The sequence below is a fragment of the Fodinibius sp. GM108 genome (assembly GCF_058386985.1).
In genome coordinates, this window is record NZ_JBYEIR010000001.1 from 578,461 (window position 1) to 598,761 (window position 20,301).

Annotated in this window: 13 protein-coding genes, 1 pseudogene and 1 riboswitch; of the genes and pseudogenes, 12 read left to right on the forward strand and 2 right to left on the reverse strand. The window is 44.9% G+C overall.

Features of this window, described 5'->3' with window-relative positions; translation table 11 throughout:
* Window positions 1-139 precede the first annotated feature (139 nt).
* The 10 genes from ACT3ID_RS02555 (at window position 140) to ACT3ID_RS02600 (ending at window position 14,827) form a co-directional block, all read left to right on the forward strand.
* Entirely contained in the window at window positions 140-1,138 is a 999-nt protein-coding gene (locus tag ACT3ID_RS02555) for an ABC transporter ATP-binding protein (protein ID WP_491540408.1), read from the forward strand.
* Window positions 1,131-2,690 carry an ABC transporter permease/substrate-binding protein gene (locus tag ACT3ID_RS02560; protein ID WP_491540566.1) on the forward strand — a complete coding sequence of 520 codons (1,560 nt, stop codon included), beginning with the start codon at window positions 1,131-1,133 and terminating at the stop codon, window positions 2,688-2,690. Before ACT3ID_RS02555 ends, ACT3ID_RS02560 begins: the two co-directional genes overlap by 8 nt.
* 378 nt (window positions 2,691-3,068) lie before the next feature.
* Window positions 3,069-4,850 (forward strand): ATP-binding protein, encoded by a 1,782-nt coding sequence (locus ACT3ID_RS02565; protein WP_491540409.1) that lies wholly within the window; start codon window positions 3,069-3,071, stop codon window positions 4,848-4,850.
* Window positions 4,851-4,916: 66 nt separating this feature from the next.
* Window positions 4,917-5,007, forward strand: a riboswitch (TPP riboswitch).
* Between the two features lie 75 nt (window positions 5,008-5,082).
* Entirely contained in the window at window positions 5,083-5,808 is a 726-nt protein-coding gene (locus ACT3ID_RS02570) for a class I SAM-dependent methyltransferase (RefSeq protein ID WP_491540567.1), read from the forward strand.
* Between the two features lie 12 nt (window positions 5,809-5,820).
* Window positions 5,821-6,885 (forward strand): AIR synthase family protein, encoded by a 1,065-nt coding sequence (locus ACT3ID_RS02575; RefSeq protein WP_491540410.1) that lies wholly within the window; start codon window positions 5,821-5,823, stop codon window positions 6,883-6,885.
* Window positions 6,886-7,162: 277 nt separating this feature from the next.
* Entirely contained in the window at window positions 7,163-7,795 is a 633-nt protein-coding gene (locus tag ACT3ID_RS02580; protein WP_491540411.1) for a thiamine phosphate synthase, read from the forward strand.
* 266 nt (window positions 7,796-8,061) lie between these two features.
* Window positions 8,062-8,334 (forward strand): Trm112 family protein, encoded by a 273-nt coding sequence (locus ACT3ID_RS02585; RefSeq protein ID WP_491540412.1) that lies wholly within the window; start codon window positions 8,062-8,064, stop codon window positions 8,332-8,334.
* A gap of 136 nt (window positions 8,335-8,470) precedes the next feature.
* Window positions 8,471-11,524: a TolB family protein gene (locus tag ACT3ID_RS02590; protein ID WP_491540413.1), complete on the forward strand. Its 3,054-nt coding sequence runs from the start codon at window positions 8,471-8,473 to the stop codon at window positions 11,522-11,524.
* Window positions 11,525-11,755: 231 nt separating this feature from the next.
* Window positions 11,756-12,496 (forward strand): hypothetical protein, encoded by a 741-nt coding sequence (locus ACT3ID_RS02595; protein WP_491540414.1) that lies wholly within the window; start codon window positions 11,756-11,758, stop codon window positions 12,494-12,496.
* A 105-nt stretch (window positions 12,497-12,601) separates the two neighbouring features.
* Complete coding sequence (locus ACT3ID_RS02600) at window positions 12,602-14,827, forward strand: amino acid permease (RefSeq protein WP_491540415.1); 2,226 nt, start codon at window positions 12,602-12,604, stop codon at window positions 14,825-14,827.
* A 588-nt stretch (window positions 14,828-15,415) separates the two neighbouring features.
* Here ACT3ID_RS02600 and ettA read toward each other — a convergent pair.
* Window positions 15,416-17,076 (reverse strand): annotated as a pseudogene (gene ettA / locus ACT3ID_RS02605) (energy-dependent translational throttle protein EttA).
* Between the two features lie 501 nt (window positions 17,077-17,577).
* On the opposite strand from ettA, the gene ACT3ID_RS02610 reads away from it, so the two are divergent.
* A complete protein-coding gene (locus tag ACT3ID_RS02610; RefSeq protein WP_491540416.1) occupies window positions 17,578-18,762 on the forward strand; it encodes a CapA family protein in 1,185 nt (394 codons plus the stop codon).
* Window positions 18,763-18,785: 23 nt separating this feature from the next.
* On the opposite strand, the gene ACT3ID_RS02615 is transcribed toward ACT3ID_RS02610, so the two are convergent.
* Window positions 18,786-19,256: a YehS family protein gene (locus tag ACT3ID_RS02615; RefSeq protein WP_491540417.1), complete on the reverse strand. Its 471-nt coding sequence runs from the start codon at window positions 19,254-19,256 to the stop codon at window positions 18,786-18,788.
* Window positions 19,257-19,454: 198 nt separating this feature from the next.
* On the opposite strand from ACT3ID_RS02615, the gene ACT3ID_RS02620 reads away from it, so the two are divergent.
* The gene (locus ACT3ID_RS02620) at window positions 19,455-20,099 is read left to right on the forward strand and encodes a hypothetical protein (RefSeq protein ID WP_491540418.1); all 645 of its coding nucleotides are present in this window, start codon (window positions 19,455-19,457) and stop codon (window positions 20,097-20,099) included.
* Window positions 20,100-20,301: the final 202 nt, after the last annotated feature.

Genomic DNA, 20,301 nt, shown 5'->3' on the forward strand with positions numbered 1-20,301 from the left:
GGTTCATTCTTCCTGCAGATGAGTTTGGGGATTTGTCCTGTGCCATGAATGTGCTTTTGGTTTGGACTGCTTTTCCATTCTTTAATTATTATAGCAAATTGAGACTGCGGATGATAAACTGCAAATAAACGAACGCGCCTTGATAGAGCTCCAAAATGTATCAAAAAATTATGGGGATACGCCTGCTGTTCAGGACCTTTCGTTCAGGGTTGAAGAAGGCGAAACGTTTGGACTCATAGGTACCAGTGGCTGTGGCAAGACAACCACACTGAAGATGATCAATCGGCTGGTAGAACCTACCTCCGGTACTATAACAGTAGATGGACGGGATATCTTCACCGAGAATCCGCAGCAGCTTCGTCGTCGTATCGGATATGTCATTCAGGATGTGGGGCTGTTTCCTCACTATTCAGTAAAGCGAAATATTTCAATAGTACCCAAGCTATTGGGATGGGATGACAGCCGTATTTATTCGCGCTGTGATGAGCTGTTAAAGCTTGTTGGACTCGAGCCCGGTACGTTTGCAGATCGTAAACCAGATTCGCTTAGCGGCGGACAGCAGCAGCGTGTGGGATTGGCTCGGGCCCTGGCCGCCGATCCACCGGTTATTCTCATGGACGAACCGTTTGGGGCTCTCGATCCCATCACAAAGCAGCATATCCGCAAGGAGGTAACCCGGCTTTTTGCAGAGATTGATAAAACAATTGTACTTGTAACACATGATGTTTTTGAAGCCTTTGAAATGTGCGATCGCCTTTGTCTTCTCGATGAGGGAATACTGCAACAGACGGGCACGCCTGCAGAGCTGATTTTTAATCCAGCCAATAAATTTGTCAATCAGTTTTTTGCTTCCGACCGCTTTCAGCTGGAGTTATTGAGCATTAAACTTTCTGACATTCTTCAACCGATAGAAGGAGCCGAAGAAATATACTGGAATACACCGCAGACAGAGCAGGAGGTTACCCGCGATACCTCTCTTTATACGATTATTGAACATATGAGCCAAGATAAAGAAGCAAATACAAAATTAATTCACCGGGTTAACGGACGCATCCGAAATTCGATGAGCCTTAATGATCTGTTAACTGCATTTCAACTGTTTAAAAGATCGATGAGTGATGGAGGTAATCATGGTTGAGTTCTGGAACTTCATCGTCACAAATCAGGCCGAGCTGTTAACCCAAACTGTAGAGCATATCGGCCTTACTTTTGTATCATTATTGATTGCCGTGATTATTGGAATTCCGCTGGGTCTTTTAGCCACCCGGTACGAGAATATTTCCAGCCCCATCCTGGGAACTGTCGGTGTCATCCAAACTATACCCAGCATTGCTTTACTGGGATTTATGCTGCCGCTGCTGGGTATTGGAGCATTGCCAGCCATCGTCGCGCTGTTTCTGTATGCTTTGCTCCCGATTGTCCGCAATACCTATTCGGGAATTAACGAGGTTGAGGCATCGGTGACAGAAGCAGCCCGGGGAATGGGGATGACCGATGGGCAGATTCTGAGAAAAGTAGAGCTGCCATTGGCAGTGCCGGTTATTTTTGCAGGAATTCGAACAGCCACAGTTATCAATGTAGGCGTTGCCACACTTTGCGCGCTTATCGGAGCCGGCGGGTTGGGAGAATATATTTTTCGCGGCATTGCCCTTAATAACTCAATTATGATAATGGCCGGCGCGTTGCCTGCTGCACTTTTGGCGTTGGGATTTGATTTCCTGCTTGGGTTGTTTGAGCGGAACATCACCAAGTTGATGAAGCCGCTTAGCTACGGGTTAGCGACTGTGGTTCTGTTTGTATCGCTGTATTCGCTGGGCACCGTTTTTAGTGAAGATCAAATGAGGATTGGAGTACCCCCGGAATTTCTTGAACGAGCGGATGGCTATGAGCAGCTCAAACAGCAATATAATTTCAATATGCCGGTGGTGGAAATGAACGCTTCGCTGATGTACGAAGCACTTAGAAATGGCCGTATTGATGCTGCAGTAGGTTATTCAACGGATGGACGTATTGAGGCTTTCGATTTGAAAGTGCTGGAGGATGACAAGCAGTATTTTCCACCATATGAATGTGCGCCGCTGGTCAGACAAGATTTTGCCAAAGAAAATCCTGAGGTTATTGCAGTCATTAACAAGCTGGCCGGCAAAATCAGCACAAAGCAGATGACTGCTTTGAACAGTGCTGTAGATTACGAGCAAAAGCCCGAGCGGGAAGTGGCAAAAGAATTCCTTAATGAGCTTGGTTTTCAAACCGATGTGAGCAGGGGTGGCGATCCTGATCTGCTGATCGGAGGCAAATTGCAAACAGAGCAATTTTTACTTGGACACATGTACCAAATACTGATCGAAAATTACACCGATCTGAATGTATTTTTGAATTCAGGATTAGCTGGCACACAAATTGTATTTAATGCATTGCTTGAGGGAGAAATACAGCTGTATCCGGAATATACGGGTACAGGTCTTCACGTATTATTGGAGCCCCGCGAGGATGTGATTGACAGCCTCGGTACTAACGCTGATGCTGTGTTTGAATTTGTAGAGCAACAGTTCCAAAAGCAGTTTAATCTGAAGTGGCTCCAACCACTAGGCTTTGAAAACAGTTATGCACTAATCATGCGTCGAGAACAAGCAGAGCAGCTAAGTATTGATGCTATAAGTGATTTGGCTAAACACACAAGTGCAGAATAGATCAGATTTTACGAAATCCCGCATCCTGTATATTCGACGGGTCGAGAGACCTTATTCTGGCTTCTCAATCCAAATATGCTTGTTCATAGTTGAAGCCAGTATCCTAAAAAAATGGTAGGATTTTTGATTTACGTTTTTTATGGTATAAACTAAATATCATTTAAATATAGTAACTTGTTACTACATAGGCACTTTGGGAAATTTCGTAACATTAAAAGGCACTCAAATTTGAGTATCTGTGCATTTTTTTCATGTTCTGTTTTTGTGGTTTAGTGTTGTATTAAACATTAAATATCGTTAATGTACTTAAGATAAATTTAATATTGGGGTTACCATTACAGTAAATGGAATAGGGTAATTCGTCAGGGAATCGGGATTATGAAGACCATTTATTCATTTTTTCAAAAATATTCTGTGCAATTATCGGGATTACTACTATTCATCTTCGTCAGCTGGTCAGCCTACATTATGTGGCAAGTAGAGTGGGGAAAAAAAGAGCTTGATAAGCAAGTTGAAATGACTTCCCGATTGGATAATTTATCGGAAGATTTCAAGGATCTTAGCTTATTTATCGGGAGTGAATATTTGTTTGAAGAAGGTGAAGAAGAGGAGGTAGAGGTATTTCTTCAACAGCGTTTGCAGAATATTAAGGAAGATCTGGATATAATTAGAGAACAAGAGCTTTCTTCACTTGATATCTCATCAACTAAAGCAGATTCCCTGTTACAGATGTTAGAAGATCAGATAAATGAAGTAGATGAAGGACGAGATAAGAGCCTCTCTGATATTGACAGATGGGTCTTATCCACTACCAAAAAACTAGATGGGGCCAGTGCCGAACAAAAATCTGCTACTGATAAATTGCGAAGCCAGGTTAATTCGTATTGGCATCAGCTTTATTTCATAATACTTATCGCGTGTGGTTTAGGCTTTGTAATAGTTGGGATGCTTAAGAGACAAAAGAAATATGTAAAAGTAATAGAACGCTCCAAAGAACAAACTGAAACAGCTGCACGACATAAGTCCGATTTTCTGGCTATGATGAGTCATGAAATACGTACTCCTATGAATGCTGTAATCGGTATGACCGATCTGGTGATGGAGACGGATATGAATAAAGAGCAGAAAGAGTACGTTCGTACAATCAAGATTGCGGGTGAAAATCTTCTTTCGATCATTAACGATGTGCTGGATTTCTCGAAGCTGGAATCGGGAAATATGAAACTGAACAAAGTTTCTTTTAACCTCGAGGAGTTGATCAGTGATGTATTTAACTTGATGTCATTAAAGGTTAAGGAAAAAAAGCTGGAAACTGCCTGGCATCTCGATGAAAATGTGCCGCATAAAATTAAAACAGACAAGGCAAGACTCCGGCAGGTCTTGATTAATTTAGTCGGTAATGCTGTTAAGTTTACCGAAGAGGGAGAGGTAACGTTGAGTGTAGCAACGTGCGGAAATCAAAATGGGGAACATTGTCTTCAGTTTTCGATTCAGGATACAGGTATGGGCATTCCGGAAGAGGAGTTGCCACATCTGTTCAACTTCTTTTCACAGGTTAACACCAAAAATAATGAAGGTGGAACTGGTTTAGGATTGGCTATTAGCAAAGAAATTGTAAATATGATGGGAGGAGAGATTGATGTAGAGAGCCAAATAAATAAAGGAACCACCTTCTCTTTCACTATTTATGCAGATGCGGTATTTACTGATGATGAGGAAATTGATGTAGGACAAGTTGAAGAGCCCGTCCAAGATGAAATTTCATTAGCTCAGAATAAGCGTGTTTTAATTGCTGAAGACGACAAGATAAATCAGCTGGTTGCATCTAGGGTGATAGAAAATATAGGTTTCACGGCCGATGTGGTTTCGGATGGCAAACAGGCAGTGGAAGCCTTTGTTGAGAACGATTACGCTTTTATCTTTTTAGATTTACAAATGCCGGTCATGAATGGATATGAGGCTGCCCAAGAAATAAGAAAGCTCGAAGATGAGAAAAAGAAGCTTAAAATTATTGCCATGACCGGTGATGCCCATCCGGATGTTAAAGAAAAATGCTTGCAAGCAGGAATGGATGACTATCTTTCTAAACCTGTTCAAAAGAAAGAACTACATGATATTGTGCGTAAATGGCTGAAAGGTCCCAAAGCCAGTGGTTGTTAATAATTATCATTTAACAACATTCCTCGTTACTTTTAGTTTACCAAATATTTAAAAATATATATTTTTAGAAATTGACAGGGGTGCCATATGGGCTGAGATCATACCCTTGAACCTGATCTGGATAATACCAGCGTAGGGAAAGCCAGTCTGCTCATTGCGAGTTATTTCCGGCTGACAACTCCCACCTGCTATTATCCGGATGAGTTATTTTTCAACCTTCAGAGATCATGTAATGAGTAATATCCAAAAGAAAAAGTTTGAACTGGCCACGAAAAAGCTGGAGCAGTGGCAGGATCGCGAGGAATGGTTTTTCAATCGCGAGCATACCGAGGTTTATGAGGATTACTATGAAGGACGTTATAAGCGGGCCGAAATATGGCAGAAAAAAGTACTGGCCAAACTCATAAAAAAAGATGAGCGGGTTGAGACTCTGCTCGAATATGGCTGCGGTACTACCCGCTTTACCCGCTGGTGGCAGGAGATAGGTATTGAAGCAACCGGTGCGGATATATCACCTTTTATGTTAGGTGAAGGGACAAAATTATTTGAAGGTGATCTTGTCTGGGCCGATTCACACCACATGCCGTTTAAGGATAATACATTTGATGCATTGGCTTTTATTGCCACCTTTGCCTATTACGAAGATCCCATTAAAGTAATTCGCGAAGCGGTACGTGTGGGAAAGTTTGGAATTATCTTTGGAATCATGAATCGCAATTCTACTAAGGTTGTCCGCCGGCGTGTGCAGGAAGTTTTTGGAGCAAATCCCTATTATGAGACGGCAAATTTCTATACTCCCCAAAAGCTAATTGATACTATTCATGAAGCTTTAGAAGGTCGGCTATATGAGATTGAGTGGACAGCGACTGGTTTGCCAAAATGGTTTCCCGTACAGCGTTGGGGACTACCAATTGGTGACTTTTTTGGACTTCATGTTAAGCTAACTGATGTTGATTAATATTATTAGGAAATGAGTGCATTTGAAGATCAAAGCGGAAAAATCAATAGCAATCTCTTTCGGGAAATTATTGAGCCGCAGAGCGGACGAAAACGGCCGGATGTTCTAAAAGGACCCAAATTTGGTGTCGATACTGCGGTAATAGATCTCGGTAACGGCAATGGACTTGCTACTTCCAGCGATCCGCTTTCGCTGATTCCCTCATTGGGACTAAAAGAATCGGCCTGGCTTTCGGTGCATCTGCTGGTTAATGATATGGCCACAACCGGGTTTGCACCCGAATATGCTCAGTTTGTGTTGAATATGTCGCCTGATTTTCCGCTCGAGAAATTCAAACGCTATTGGGGACATATCCACCGGATCTGTGACGAAATCGGTGTGGCAATTACAGGCGGGCACACGGCTCAGGTACCGGGACAAGGGTCTACGACGCCAGGGGGCGGAACAATGTTTTTACACGCACCGGTGGATGAAATTATTACCAGTGATGGGGCTGAGCCAGGAGATAAAATTGTAGTGACCAAAGAAAGCGCTCTTGTTTCTTCCTCGATTTTGGCGATGAGTTTTCCGGAAACGGTGAAGGAGAAATGTGGCGAAGATATTTACGAGAAGGGATGCGAAAATTTTTACCGCACTTCATCGCTGAAAGATGGACTTGCCGCGGCTGAAGTGTTGGCTCCGAATAAGGAACTGAAAGCAATGCACGATGTTACTGAAGGTGGACTTCTTGGCGGGATTTGGGAGATGGCCGAGGCTTCAGGTTGTGGATTTCGGGTGGATAGCAGTGAATTGCCCGTTGGTGAAGCTCCTAAAGCAATTTGTGAGCTTTTTGAAATCGATCACCGCTTATGTGTGGGAGCGGGATCGATGATCATAGCCGTGAAGGCGGAGCAAGAGAACTCCCTGATAAACCATTTGAAAGATCAATCCATTCCGGCGACTGTGGTTGGAGAAATGACACCGCGGGAAAATGGTAGAATTTTGATTGAAGACGGACAAGAACATTCGTTTGAATTTGACGGCCATGATCCATACTGGAATGCATTTTTTGAAGCTATGGAAAAAGGGTGGGAGTAATGTAGACAACGATTTCATGAAGAAAATGACAAGAGTTGGTCACTTATTGATTACACTCACATAACTAGCGCGGGAATTAATTCCCGCGCTAGCAATAGGGGCTATTTTAACATGAGTTATCTTACACCTTTGAAAGGAGGGGGGACTGGAATGCCGGGAAAATTAATGAGTGTAATTGCAAATATCAGATAAAAGCTAACAGATAGCTAAGTTGAAGAGAAATTTTGATGAGCTATTACCTCTAGGAGAGAGATAATCAGACTAAAAATTATAAATTATGAAGAAACAACAATTAAACGGTGTCTATTTAGTGGTCGATCCGTCGATGGATCAGACGGCACTACTTGACCGGGTAGAGCAGGCATTGGAAGGTGGAGCAGGTATCTTACAGGTCTGGAACCATTGGCCTGATGAGATGAGCGGTTATGATAAAAAACAGCTTATCAGCTATATCAATGAAATGGCAGGTGATTATAGTGTGCCCGTGCTGATTAACGGTGATTGGGAGATGCTGAAATCGATTCCGCTTGATGGCGTCCACTTCGATTCGGTGCCCGGGAATTATGATCAGATTAAAGAAGAGGTTAATCGTGACTTCATCGCTGGAATCACCTGCAGTAACGATCTGGAGAAGGTAGAATGGGCCGAAGAGAACAATTTTGATTATATCTCATTCTGTGCCATGTTTCCGTCACCGTCCGTCGGAAGTTGTGAAATTGTTGAACCTGAAACAGTCCGGAAGGCGCGTGAGATTACAGACATTCCGTTGTTTCTGTCGGGGGGAATTACGCCTGATAACATCACTGAACTGGACGGACTTGATTTTAATGGCGTGGCCGTCATTTCGGGCATTTTAAAGGATGAGAACCCGGGACAGAGAACTTCAGAGTATAAAGAAGCATTAGAGTAATTCGTGGTATAGCAATTACTCCTACTTCCCTCCTTTGTAAGGAGGGGAATCGAAGTGCCATTAATCATCAGATTGTCTAATTATTTGTAGTAAACAAGAACTATAGAAGTAATAGAATCAATTATTCTCCCCTTGCCAAGAGGAGATGTAAGAGGGATTGGAACCGAAGCTCTTAGAATTGAATCAGTTGCATGACGAAGCAAGAGCTTCGTTATGAGAGAAGAAAGCAGGTTCAGTATCACACAAAAGTTTAACAAATTGATAAAATGACAAAAAAACTGCTAGAAAAGCTCTGCTGTCCGATCGATAAGCACGACTTGGAGATTGATATCTTAAATGAAAGTGAAGAAGGAGAAATCCTGGAAGCCCTGATGAGCTGTCCCGAATGCAGCCGATACTTTCCAGTAATCTATGGCATTCCCATCTTAATTCCCGATGAATACCGCGACGAATCCATGGAAAAGCCACTGCTTAAAAAGTGGGGATATGAGCTGAAGGAAGGTGAGTCCGACCGGCCACTGCTAGAGAGCAAAAACTGATAAAGTAGCGGGATATTACATCTTTTTTGACGTGATTCCAGAATATCTTTTCACATTTATTACTCTCTCCTGATGGAGGAACACTTTTACCTCAGTTTCCATTAAATGAATATAATCTTCAACGAAGAGAGAGGTTATGCGGATTTTCAACCTGAAAATTTTTTGGATACTATTATGTTTCTGCTTCCTTCCTGAAATAGTCAGCGCCCAGTATTTCGGCAGAAACAGTGTTCAGTATGAGGGTTTTGATTTTGAAATTCTCCACACACCTAATTTTGATCTCTATCATTACCCGCAGGAAGATGAGGCCGTAAGAAACTTGGGCAAGCTCTCGGAGCGTTGGTACGACCGTCATTCCAGGATTTTTAATTATACTTTTGCCAGCAGTAATCCTCTCATTATTTATGCCAATCACGCCGATTTTCAGCAAAACAATATTGTGCCCAATGTGGGCGTAGGCACCGGCGGAGTTACCGAAGGGTTGCGAAATCGAATAATAATGCCCTTTGCCGAATCTAATAGCAATACAAATCATGTGTTGGGGCACGAGCTGGTGCATGCTTTTCAGTATCGTATAGCCAAAGGCAGTAATTTCGGCGGCATTCGGGCCACCTCCGACATTCCGCTATGGTTTATCGAGGGTATGGCAGAATATCTTTCCACGGGATCAAGTAGTACCCACACAGCTATGTGGATGCGCGATGCGGTTTTACACGACGATTTGCCCACGATCGAGGATCTTGCCAACAGCAGGGAATATTTCCCCTACCGGTATGGTCACGCTCTTTGGACCTTTATAACAGGTAACTGGGGAGATCAGTCGGTCAGTTCTCTCTATAAAGCTGTCGCCCGAGCTGGAGTTGAACAAGGGTTTCAGGACACGCTGGGTATTTCGACCGATTCGTTATCGAGCCTGTGGCATGGAGCCTTGAGATCTTCCTATGAGGATAAAGTAGAACGACTTACTCCACCCGATGAAGTCGGCGAAGCGGTTTTTCCTGATGATTCAGAGCAGTTAAGAAGTGCCCCGGCATTAAGTCCGAACGGAGAGTATGTCGTTTATATATCCGATGCGAATCTCTTTTCACTGGAGTGGTTTCTGGCCGATGCTCAGACCGGCGAAGTAATTAGAAAACTTACCAGCACACTTACAGATCCCCATCTCAATGCCCTCCGGTTTATTGAATCATCAGGAAGCTGGTCGCCAGACAGTGAACGCTTTGCGGCGGTGGTGTTTTCCAAGGGAGACAACCAGATCATTTTTATTAACCCCGAAAACGGAAATATTACCAGAACCCTTCAGTTCGATGAAGTGGATTCGATAACAAATCCGGCTTGGTCTCCGGATGGGGAGAAGATTGCCTTTTCGGGATCCAGCGACGGTGTCAGCGATTTATGGTTGTATGATCTGGAGAGGGATTCGCTGCAACAGATTACAGATGAACGCTATTCCGATCTACAGCCGGAATGGTCACCAGACGGAGATATACTTGCGTTTATATCCGACCGGGGACCGGGTACAAATCTCGATAACTTGGTTTTCGGTGAGATGGTTATTACGCTTCGGGATATGGAAAGCGGCAAAAATATAGTTCTTCCGCCGTTTGAGGATGCCAAGCATATTAATCCGCAATTTAGTGCTGACGGGAGCTCCTTGTTCTTTATATCTGACCGTGAGGGCGTAAATAATGTCTACCGTTACGATCTTGAGACGCTGGATCGGTACCAGGTTACAGATGTGAGTACCGGCGTAAGCGGCATAAGTCAGTATTCTCCTGCTATGAGCGTAGCCGATAGCACCGGAACTATGATATTGACCACTTTTAAAGAGTCGGGATATCTATTCCGACGACTTTCGGCTGATCAAACTGTCGGGGAGCGAGTCGCACAAGACCAACTGCTGACTGAGTCCGGGCAACTTCCACCCTATGAACGTCGTGGGCGGCAGTTGGTCTCTGCTATGCTCTCAAATCCCGATAATATACCTGCAGACACAGACTGGTCACAGTCGGATTATCGCCCCCGCCTGGTTCTTGATTACATCGGGGGTGGGGGCGGTATTGGCGTCTCAAATCAACTCGGCGTGGGAGCCGGCGGCGGCATTGATCTGCAATTCAGCGATATGTTGAACCAGCATCAGTTGATGACTACCCTTAGAATTCAGGGAAGCTATAAAGATTTGGGGGGACAGGTGGCCTATCTGAACAGAGATAACCGGTTTGTATGGGGCGGATCGGTCTCTCATATACCTTTTAGAACGAGTACGGCTTTCTATTCAGAGGATACCACCACCGTTGAAGATACAGAAGTGGTAGCTCCAACGCTGAACCGGGTCTATCAGCGTACTTTTCAGGATCGTATTTCAGCTCTGGGGATATATCCCTTTTCAACGACACAACGATTTGAGACAACTGTTGGCTTTACCCATATCTGGTATGATCTGGAGTTGCAGCAGACGTTTTATACTCAGCGCGGCAGGCCCTTTGACCGGGAAACAGAGAGTTTATCTACTCCATCGCCGCTTAACATGTACCACGCCTCTCTGGCTTACGTGCAGGATTCGTCCGTGCCCGCTCTAACCGGTCCCATAGCCGGTCAGCGTATGCGCCTGGAGGTTTCGCCCACCACAGGATCACTTGATTATTTATCGGCACTGGCGGATTATCGCCGATACTTCTTTTTCCGTCCGGTAACACTCGCTTTTCGCGCTCTTCACAGCGGCCGGTATCTTGCGGATTCAGAGGACGACCGGCTTAGTCCCAATTTTCTGGGATACGAAAGCCTTATCCGTGGATATAATGTAGCTTCTTTTAGTCCTGAAGAATGTACACAATCGGATGAAGGTAATTGCCAGGAGTTAAATCGCCTTGTCGGGAGCAGGATGGCTATTTCTAACCTGGAGTTACGGTTCCCTGTACTTGGCCCTGAAGATTTTGCCCTCTTTGGTACCCGTATTATTCCCACGACGTTGACAACCTTTTTTGACGGCGGTGTTGCCTGGACCGGAAATGAGTCCCCGGAATTGAGGTGGGATACGGAATCTGCTGAGCGCGTTCCGGTATTCAGTGCCGGGGCCAGTATTCGTGTAAATATCCTTGGTTATCTGGTTACTGAACTCTACTATGCCGTACCGTTTCAGCGTCCAGAAAAGGGAGGCTATTTCGGTTTTCACATATCGCCCGGTTGGTAAAGGGTAGACAACCCGCAGATATAAAATCCTGAAAAATTTTAAATTCAAGATTTAGAAATAGAGCCATTCAACTCTACTAAAGAACAGCACAACAAAAGCAAAGACGATTACCAGTAAATCAGAATAGTTACTGTAATGCTGAAAGGTGTATTTAGATGCAGAAATAAACGGTTGTTACTTCCAGAGACACATATTCACCGATAACACTAAGAAGAAGGTTTTCTTAGCAGGATGTTAACACGAAATCTGTTTAAACACTGCACTTTAGGTATTGTAATCTTATCCGGCTTACTTTTAGCAGGTTGCAGTTCTATTTTTGGGACAGGTGAAGATCCTATTACCTACCGCTTTAATTTTAATGAGCAGCCAAACGACTGGTCAGCTCTGTTCAGCAACTATGGGGTGGGACGCGAGGACGATTTTGAGTTGAAAAGTGGTTTCCGTCCACTTCCTGAGCCTCTTGATACCAATCAAGTCGGGTTTTTATTGTCGGGAAAGAACTTGAGCGATGATCTGAATATGTATCTGATACATCAGATCAGTGATCTGGAACCGGATCAGAGTTACCAGCTATTCTTTGAGGTTTCATTTGCCACTGATGTTCCGTCGGGCTGTGCAGGCGTAGGGGGAGCTCCTGGTGAATCGGTGACTGTTCATGTGGATGCAGACAAAACCGAGCCAGCTCGCGTGGATGAAAGCCGCAGAAACGATTATTACAGGCTGAACTGGGCCGAAAATTATAACGGCGATGGTATGAACTGGTATCGCGCAACTGAGATCGGGGATATCGCCAACTCCCGAGACTGCGAAGAGGGACGTGAATATGAGATCAAGCAGATTGACAGCGGGCCGCGAGAGGTTACCACTGATAGTGAGGGTCAACTTTGGTTGTTGATCGGCACGCGATCGGGATTTGAGGCAACTACAACGCTCTTTTACACGGACGTCAAAGTTTGGTTGGCAGAGCAGTAAATCAGCTATAGATGCTATAGTACATCTCCAGCTATAACTATATTCTTTTGTGATTTCGGCTGCAGGCTTTATACATTGATATAGAGCTTAATAAATGTACTGCCAATGAGCCCCAAAGGAACAGAAGAGGCTACATTACAGGAACAGGTTGATGAAAGAGAATCTACCGTTCAACAAAAATACGGCACATTTGGAGGCGTATTTGTACCTACCCTTTTAACTATATTGGGAGTCATTCTTTTCCTGAGAGAGGGTTGGGTGATCGGCAATGCCGGACTGTTGGGTGGGTGGCTGATCATCACGCTGGCCTTCGTGATCGTCACTTTTACCGCTCTTTCGATGTCCTGTATTACCACCAACATTCGCATAAGAGCGGGAGGGGCGTATTCCATTATCTCACAGTCGCTGGGGCTTGAAGTAGGTGGAAGTGTGGGAGTACCTTTATACCTGGCCCAGACTTTTGCGATTACCATGTATGTTTTCGGGTTTAGAGAAGGATGGCTTTATATCTTTCCCGATCATTACGCAATATTGGTTGATCTTGTAGTTTTTGGGATGCTCTTCGGGATTGCATTCTTGAGTGCCAAGCTGGCTTTCAGGGTACAATATATTATTCTGGCTATTATTGCCGGGGCACTGATTTCGGTCGGAGCTACAGCTTTTACCAGTGCGCTGGAATACGATATTCAGTGGTGGGGAGAATTTCCGGGGGCCCCGGACGACAATTTTGAAGGGACAAGTTTCTGGGTGGTTTTTGCCGTCCTGTTTCCTGCCGCTACCGGTATTATGGCCGGCGCCAATATGTCCGGTGAGTTAAAAAATCCCAAGAGAAGTATACCGGTCGGGACCATTTCTGCTATTGTGATTAGTTATGTTATTTATATGGCATCGGGATATTGGTTTGCAAAGGTGGCCCCTGTCAGTGAGCTGGTAAGCAATTACAACGTAATGATCGATTATGCTTTATGGCCTCCGGCCGTGTTGGGCGGACTTTTGGGCGCTACTTTTTCATCGGGATTGGCGTCTATTGTGGGAGCGCCACGTATTTTACAGGCTTTGGGTGATCACCGGATATTTCCCGGCGGTGAGATGTTTTCAAAAATTTCCTCACAAGGGGAGCCGCGAAATGCCATACTTTTTACGGGTGCTATTGTTTTTGTCACATTGCTGCTTCGCGACCTGAATACGATCGCCCCGCTAATCACGATGTTTTTTCTCATTACTTATATGATGATTAATCTCGTCGTTTTCATCGAGCAAACGATGGATATGATAAGTTTCCGCCCTACATTTAGTATTCCGAAATTTGTGCCGCTTCTTGGTACAGTGGGTTGTCTGTTTACGATGTTTATCATCAATGCTACATTCGGGCTGATAGCCTTGGCATTTGTGATTATAACCTACCTGTATCTTTCCAACAGACAGTTAAGGGTACCCTATGGAGATATGCGAAGCGGCCTTTTTGTATCGCTGGCTGAATGGGCCGCCAAGCGGGTGTCTCTTCTGCCCGAAGATAATGAACGCGCATGGAAAGCAAACTTATTGGTTCCGGTCCGAAGCGCCCGCGAGTTACGCGGTAGCTTTAGTCTCATCAGAAATCTGGTTTATCCCAAAGGATCAATAAAACTAGTGGGGATATCAGGCAGAAACAGTAGCAGTGAACTCAGGGATTCGTTAATGGATTTTGCTATGTCTTTCAGCCGGGAAAATGTATATACACGATGGAGTGTTATTGATTCTGACAATTTTGAAGAAGCGATCGTAACCTCACTTCAGACATTGCAAGGGACATTTTTCCGTCCCAATATTCTTTTTCTGCGACTGCCGAATCATAAGAATTACGATGAAGAGATACACTCTATTATCCAGCAGGCAAGACTGAATAATATGGGCATTCAACTGTATGTTGAAGATCCCATTGCACAGCTGGGTAGAAGTTCATCCGTGAATGTATGGATAAGGGAACGAAGTCCTGATTGGGATCTGAGTATGGAGCTTGGAAACGTTGATTTGGCACTGCTTACCGCTTATAAGTTGAAGTTAAACTGGAATGCTCAAATGCGAGTCATAACTGTGGTGGAGGAATCTCAGGTAGAAGAAGCCTACCGCTATCTTGAGAACTTGCTGGATGCAGCTCGTATTCCGGAGGCGAATCCACATGTGGAGATCGGTACGTTTAAAGAAGCGATGCAGAACGCTCCACAGGCCGATCTGGATCTGCTGGGATTACCTGAAGATCCGAATCTCGATGAACTGCGATCTTTTGTTGAACGTACGCAATCGGCTTGTGTCTTTGTTGCTGATTCGGGGCACGAAAATGTTCTGGCATAAGATACGTTACAGTTTTTACGGTTTTCTATTTGGCCAAAAATTCCAAGTAACAAAAAAGTCCCCTCTCGGGAGGGGTGCCGCGAAGCGGCGGGGTGGGTATAACTAGAGATTGCTAATATTCCAGAGTCTTTATCATTTATGATTTTTCCGGAAATAACTCGCGCGAAAATTAATTCCCGCGCTGTTGACGGACCCTCTTTTGTTTTCTCCCTACTTCGTATGGAGAAAAACTCGTTGATCGGGATTTAATCTGTTAATAGAAGTTCCTTTCCCTAAATCTTTAGAGAGAGGACAGGCCCTTTGGAATGCCACAAGGTGGCCCTCCGATATCGGAGGATTTCACGAGGACTTCCTCTGGTTGTGAGGGAGTTGTACTCCCGAACCTTTATCCCCTGAACTAGGGCAAGTTTATAACTTATACCAATTGCTTGCTTTTACCCTACTATGCAGATGAAGAGAGACTAGGTGAATCGAAAACTGAAGCTTTTTAAGTTCCTCTTCCTAAATCTTTAAAGAGAGGGCAGGAGTAGGTCAAAAAGCACAAGTCACAGGTTTGCGCCGGACGATAAATGGGTTTAGGGTTATAATCTAATCCCGCATCAGTTTTTTATACTGCACGCGCTCGGGGTGATATTTTGAGCCCAGTCGTTTTTCGCGGTTTTCCTCGTACTCCGAATAATTACCCTCAAACCAATAAACCTGGCTGTTTCCTTCAAACGCCAGCATATGCGTAGCAATACGATCCAGGAACCAGCGGTCGTGTGAGATGATCACCGCACACCCTGCAAAATCCAGTAATGCCTCTTCAAGCGCACGAAGGGTATGGACGTCCAGATCATTCGTCGGCTCATCGAGCAGCAACACATTGGCCTCCTGCTTCAGCATTTTGGCCAGGTGCACGCGGTTGCGCTCTCCACCCGAAATCTCGCTGCAGCGTTTCTGTTGATCACTACCGCTGAAATTAAATCGTGCCGTATACGCGCGCGAATTGATCTCGCGGTTGCCCAGTTGAATAGTGTCTTTGCCATCAGATATTTCTTCCCAAATGCTTTTTTCGGGATCCAGTGGTCGCTTCTGATCAACATATCCAAGCTCCACGGTATCACCGAGTTCGATATCTCCGCTGTCGGGCTTTTCTTCCCCGGTAATCATCTTGAAAAGCGTTGTCTTACCGGCACCATTCGGACCTATGACACCTACTATCCCGCCGGGCGGCAGGCTGAAATTCATCTCCTCGATAAGCAGTCGGTCACCGTAACCTTTTGAGACATTATTTGCTTCGATGACTTTGTCACCCAGTCGTGGACCAGCCGGTATGAAAATCTCCATATCCTCACGCTGTTTCCTGCGTTCCTCCGAGAGCAATTCTTCATACGTGCCTTGCTCTTGGATCGTCTGCCTTTGGGATTCTGCTGGATCCATTCCAGCTCTTTCTGCAGCGTTTTTTGTCGCTTGGATTCCTCTTTCTCTTCTTTTGCCAGCCGCTTTTTCTTCTGATCCAGCCACGAGCTGTAGTTTCCTTCAAACGGAATGCCTTCTCCGCGGTCAAGCTCCAGGATCCATCCGGCTACATTGTCCAAAAAGTAGCGATCGTGAGTGACAGCGATGACCGTTCCTTCGTAGCGATCCAGGTGCTGTTCTAGCCAGGCCACTGATTCGGCATCCAGGTGATTTGTTGGCTCATCAAGCAGCAGTACATCCGGTTTTTTGAGCAGCAGTCGACACAGTGCAACGCGACGCGCCTCACCGCCGGATAGTACTTCCACAGACGTGTCGCCGGGTGGCGTGCGCAGGGCATCCATCGCCTGTTCGAGCTTGCTGTCGAGATCCCACGCTCCGAGTTGTTCGATCTTTTCCTGCAGTTTTTCCTGCTTTTCGATCAGCTTTTCGAAATCAGCATCGGGCTCACCAAAAGCAGCATTTACCTCCTCATATTCATTGAGCAGATCAATCTTATCCTGCACGCCCTCCTGTACGATTTCTCTGACCGTTTTATCGGAATCCAGTTTGGGTTCCTGAGGCAGCATCCCAAAAGTGATTCCTTTGTTTCGGGAGATATTGCCCATGTAATTATCGTCCTTGCCGGCAATGATTTCCAGCAGCGTACTTTTACCGGATCCGTTACTGCCCAGCACGCCAATTTTTGCGCCATAGAAAAAGGAGAGGTAGATGTCATCCAGTACCTTGTTATTGGGCTTATATACTTTGCTGACACCCTCCATCGAAAAAATTACTTTTTGATCACTCACGTATTACAGAATTGAATTGCTAAAAATTGTTAGTCGGTCAAGATAAGGGTTTGGTAATGAAATTATAACGTTTGCAAAAAATAAATTTTTGCAAAGCGGACGCAGAGCGTCCACTATTTTTCAGCCGCAGAGCAGCTGAAGGAAGATATTTTTATTATTGGTTGTGAGAGGGTTGTACCCTCGAACAGTAGTAGATATCTTGTTCCGATGCTTGCCCTTCGTATCCTTCGTAGCTTTAGCGTAGTTGGGCTCCGCGTCGGGACAGCAGTAAACGCTCTGCGTTTGATTTTCTTAGGGAAGTATGCGGACGCAGAGCATACTTCGCAGGGAGGTTTCGTTGATCAAGGCTTAGCTACAGATCCTGAAAGCAATCCATCAAAATAAGGTATGCGAATGATAACCCATCACGGGATGTTTTTATGATCCAGATAAAAGAGAAATTCTGCACATCACTACATCAGTGAGGGGAGTATCGTGGACCGGAGAGCTTTTTTATATCGTATGCTGGGATTAACAACTATGATTCCATTGAGTTACCTACAGTCGGTGGGGTTCTCAGCCGGTACATCCCACAGGAAAACAAACAATGCGTTTACGCTTTTCTTGGCAGGCGATGTGATGACAGGACGCGGTATCGACCAGGTGTTGCCGCATTCAGTAGATCCACGGCTTTATGAGCGGTATACAAAAAGTGCAAAACGTTACGTGCAGCTGGCCGAGCAAACAAGCGGCGATATACCTGATAAAGTTTCTTACCGCTACATCTGGGGAGATGCTCTAGACATACTCAATGATATAGATCCGGATGTACGGATAATAAATTTAGAAACCGCTGTTACCACCCACGATAGTTACTGGAAAAACAAAGGGATCCATTACCGCATGCATCCGAAAAATATACAGCTGTTGACAGAGGCCGATATAGATATATGCGTGCTTGGCAACAATCATATCCTGGATTGGGGGTTTGACGGACTCGAAGAAACATTGAATACCTTGCAGCAAGCGGGGATCCGAACCACCGGCGCGGGGATCGATGCAGAATCAGCCGCTAAACCTGCCGTAATGGAATCAGAAAAAGGACGACTGCTCGTTTTTGCTTATGGTTCTCCCTCTGCGGGCGTACCCATGACATGGAGTGCCGATGATGACCAGCCCGGTGTGAATGTGCTGCCAAATATAAATCCCCAGACAGCAGAACAAGTAGCTTCGAATATTGACCATTATCGTGGAGAGGGCGACCTTGTGGTTCTTTCACTGCACTGGGGCGGCAATTGGGGCTATGATATCCCCTCACAACAGCAGGAGTTTGCACGGCGACTAATTGATCAGGGGGTTGTGGATGTAATATTCGGACACTCGTCACATCATCCGAAAGGGATAGAAGTATACGACGACAAACTGATTCTTTATGGGTGCGGGGATTTGATCAATGATTACGAGGGTATCGGCGGACACGAACAGTATCGGACCGATCTTCGGCTGATGTATTTTCCGAAGCTGAATGAAAATGGGACGTTGCAGTCGCTGGAGATGGTACCAGTGCGGGTAGATCGCTTTCAGTTACAGCGGGCATCCGAAGAAGATGTGGAATGGCTTCGTAAGATTCTTGATCGGGAATGTAATCAGTTTGGCCATCGTGTAGAGAAATCTTCGGATGGGAATTTAGCACTTCGCTGGGAGTAATCCTTTCGACAGAAAAACCAGTATTAATGCCTTAGTCTTTTTGTTAAACCTTTTAGGAAATATCGCAATATCTGATCTCCGCACTCGCGGTAGTTATCATGTCCTTCGCGGCGAAAAAGAGCGCTCATTTCATGCTTGGAGATCGAAAATCCGCCGAGATCCATAATGTCGTGCATATCCTCTTCGTGCAACTTAAATGCGACCCGCAGCTTTTTCAATATCATATTATTAGTGACAGGCGTTTTAATCGGCCGGGGTGGGTGATCTTTGCTTTTTCCGCGTTTGTAATAGATAAGACCATCCAGAAAATGAGCCATCAGTTTTTCACCGCAATCTTCTCCTTTTTCTTCCTCCGGTTTATTTTGGCTGGCAAAAATAGCTGCCACTTCTCCGCGTGAAGGTTTATATCCTCTTAGCTTTAAAATATGTGCGATATCACGATCATTAAGATCCAGCATATAACGGATACTTTGTATTACGTCGTCGTTTCTCATAGTAAAAAAGGAAGTGGAGGTTAGCCGTAATGGTGGCGTAAATTCGATTTGATTTCTGCTAGTTTGAAAGGTAAGGGTTTGAATCCTTATTTCTAATAATACCAGGTATAGGTTCTTTACTTTTGTATCTATTGCATTTTCGACAGATATTTCTAATTTCGTCTCGCCTTATAATCTTGAGTTACACACAACTACAATATGATCCGCAGAATAGTTTTAGCAACAGTATGGATATTCATCGGAGCGCAGGTACTCTGTGCCCAGCAGATTCAGTCATCTCTAATGGGTGGACCGAATAAAACTGATTTTCAAACATTTTTGGTTCAGCCGCTGGATAATGAAGGTGACTTTACCTTTACCAACCTGGCTTTTTTTCAGCGATATCATGAATCAGAAGATCAGTCTTTTGATGAGCTCGGCGTACAGGGGGCGATATTTTGGAATGTCTCACAAAGTTTGGGCATTGGGCCCGGACTCTACTACAACAATCCCAAAGGGTTGATGCCGAAGGCTATGTTGCAGACCTATCATGCTGCGGGTCCGTTTACGCTGATTACCAATCCCGCCGTATATTACCACGAAAATGGTTTTGCGGGCGGAGAGTTATTTGCTCAGGCAACATTTATTGAGCCGGTTAGTCAGCAACTATCACTATATGGACAGGCAAATGTCCTTACTACCTGGGATCGATTTTCCGACCATGGGCGCAGTTTTATTCAGCTTCGGATTGGTACTCGCTTCACTAAGGGACTTCAGCTGGGATTGGCTTACGATAAAGACTGGTATACGGCTCAGAAATTTACCCGGGGCAGTTTGGGATTGTTTATTGAGCAGTGGTTTTGATATTAAGATATGATACAGCGAACCTTGTCACTCTCTCTGCGGCTAAAGGCTAAAAACACAATGTCATAGTGAGCGAAACGGAGCATAGCGGAGTGGAGTCGAATCTATCTTCCGGAAATAGCTCGTAATTGTGTGAAAGACAATCCTTCAGATCCTAGACGGGGAGATTCTTTGAGTCGCTGTGCTCCCTCCCCGATAGATC

What these genes read in the sequence shown, in the direction of transcription:
- ACT3ID_RS02600 (WP_491540415.1), top strand. Translation starts at nt 12,602, where the DNA reads ATGAGCCCCAAAGGAACAGAAGAGGCTACATTACAGGAACAGGTTGAT.
- ACT3ID_RS02610 (WP_491540416.1), top strand. Translation starts at nt 17,578, where the DNA reads ATGCTGGGATTAACAACTATGATTCCATTGAGTTACCTACAGTCGGTG.
- ACT3ID_RS02590 (WP_491540413.1), top strand. Translation starts at nt 8,471, where the DNA reads ATGCGGATTTTCAACCTGAAAATTTTTTGGATACTATTATGTTTCTGC.
- ACT3ID_RS02595 (WP_491540414.1), top strand. Translation starts at nt 11,756, where the DNA reads ATGTTAACACGAAATCTGTTTAAACACTGCACTTTAGGTATTGTAATC.
- ACT3ID_RS02560 (WP_491540566.1), top strand. Translation starts at nt 1,131, where the DNA reads ATGGTTGAGTTCTGGAACTTCATCGTCACAAATCAGGCCGAGCTGTTA.
- ACT3ID_RS02580 (WP_491540411.1), top strand. Translation starts at nt 7,163, where the DNA reads ATGAAGAAACAACAATTAAACGGTGTCTATTTAGTGGTCGATCCGTCG.
- ACT3ID_RS02575 (WP_491540410.1), top strand. Translation starts at nt 5,821, where the DNA reads ATGAGTGCATTTGAAGATCAAAGCGGAAAAATCAATAGCAATCTCTTT.
- ACT3ID_RS02615 (WP_491540417.1), bottom strand. Translation starts at nt 19,256, where the DNA reads ATGAGAAACGACGACGTAATACAAAGTATCCGTTATATGCTGGATCTT.
- ACT3ID_RS02570 (WP_491540567.1), top strand. Translation starts at nt 5,083, where the DNA reads ATGAGTAATATCCAAAAGAAAAAGTTTGAACTGGCCACGAAAAAGCTG.
- ACT3ID_RS02620 (WP_491540418.1), top strand. Translation starts at nt 19,455, where the DNA reads ATGATCCGCAGAATAGTTTTAGCAACAGTATGGATATTCATCGGAGCG.
- ACT3ID_RS02585 (WP_491540412.1), top strand. Translation starts at nt 8,062, where the DNA reads ATGACAAAAAAACTGCTAGAAAAGCTCTGCTGTCCGATCGATAAGCAC.
- ACT3ID_RS02565 (WP_491540409.1), top strand. Translation starts at nt 3,069, where the DNA reads ATGAAGACCATTTATTCATTTTTTCAAAAATATTCTGTGCAATTATCG.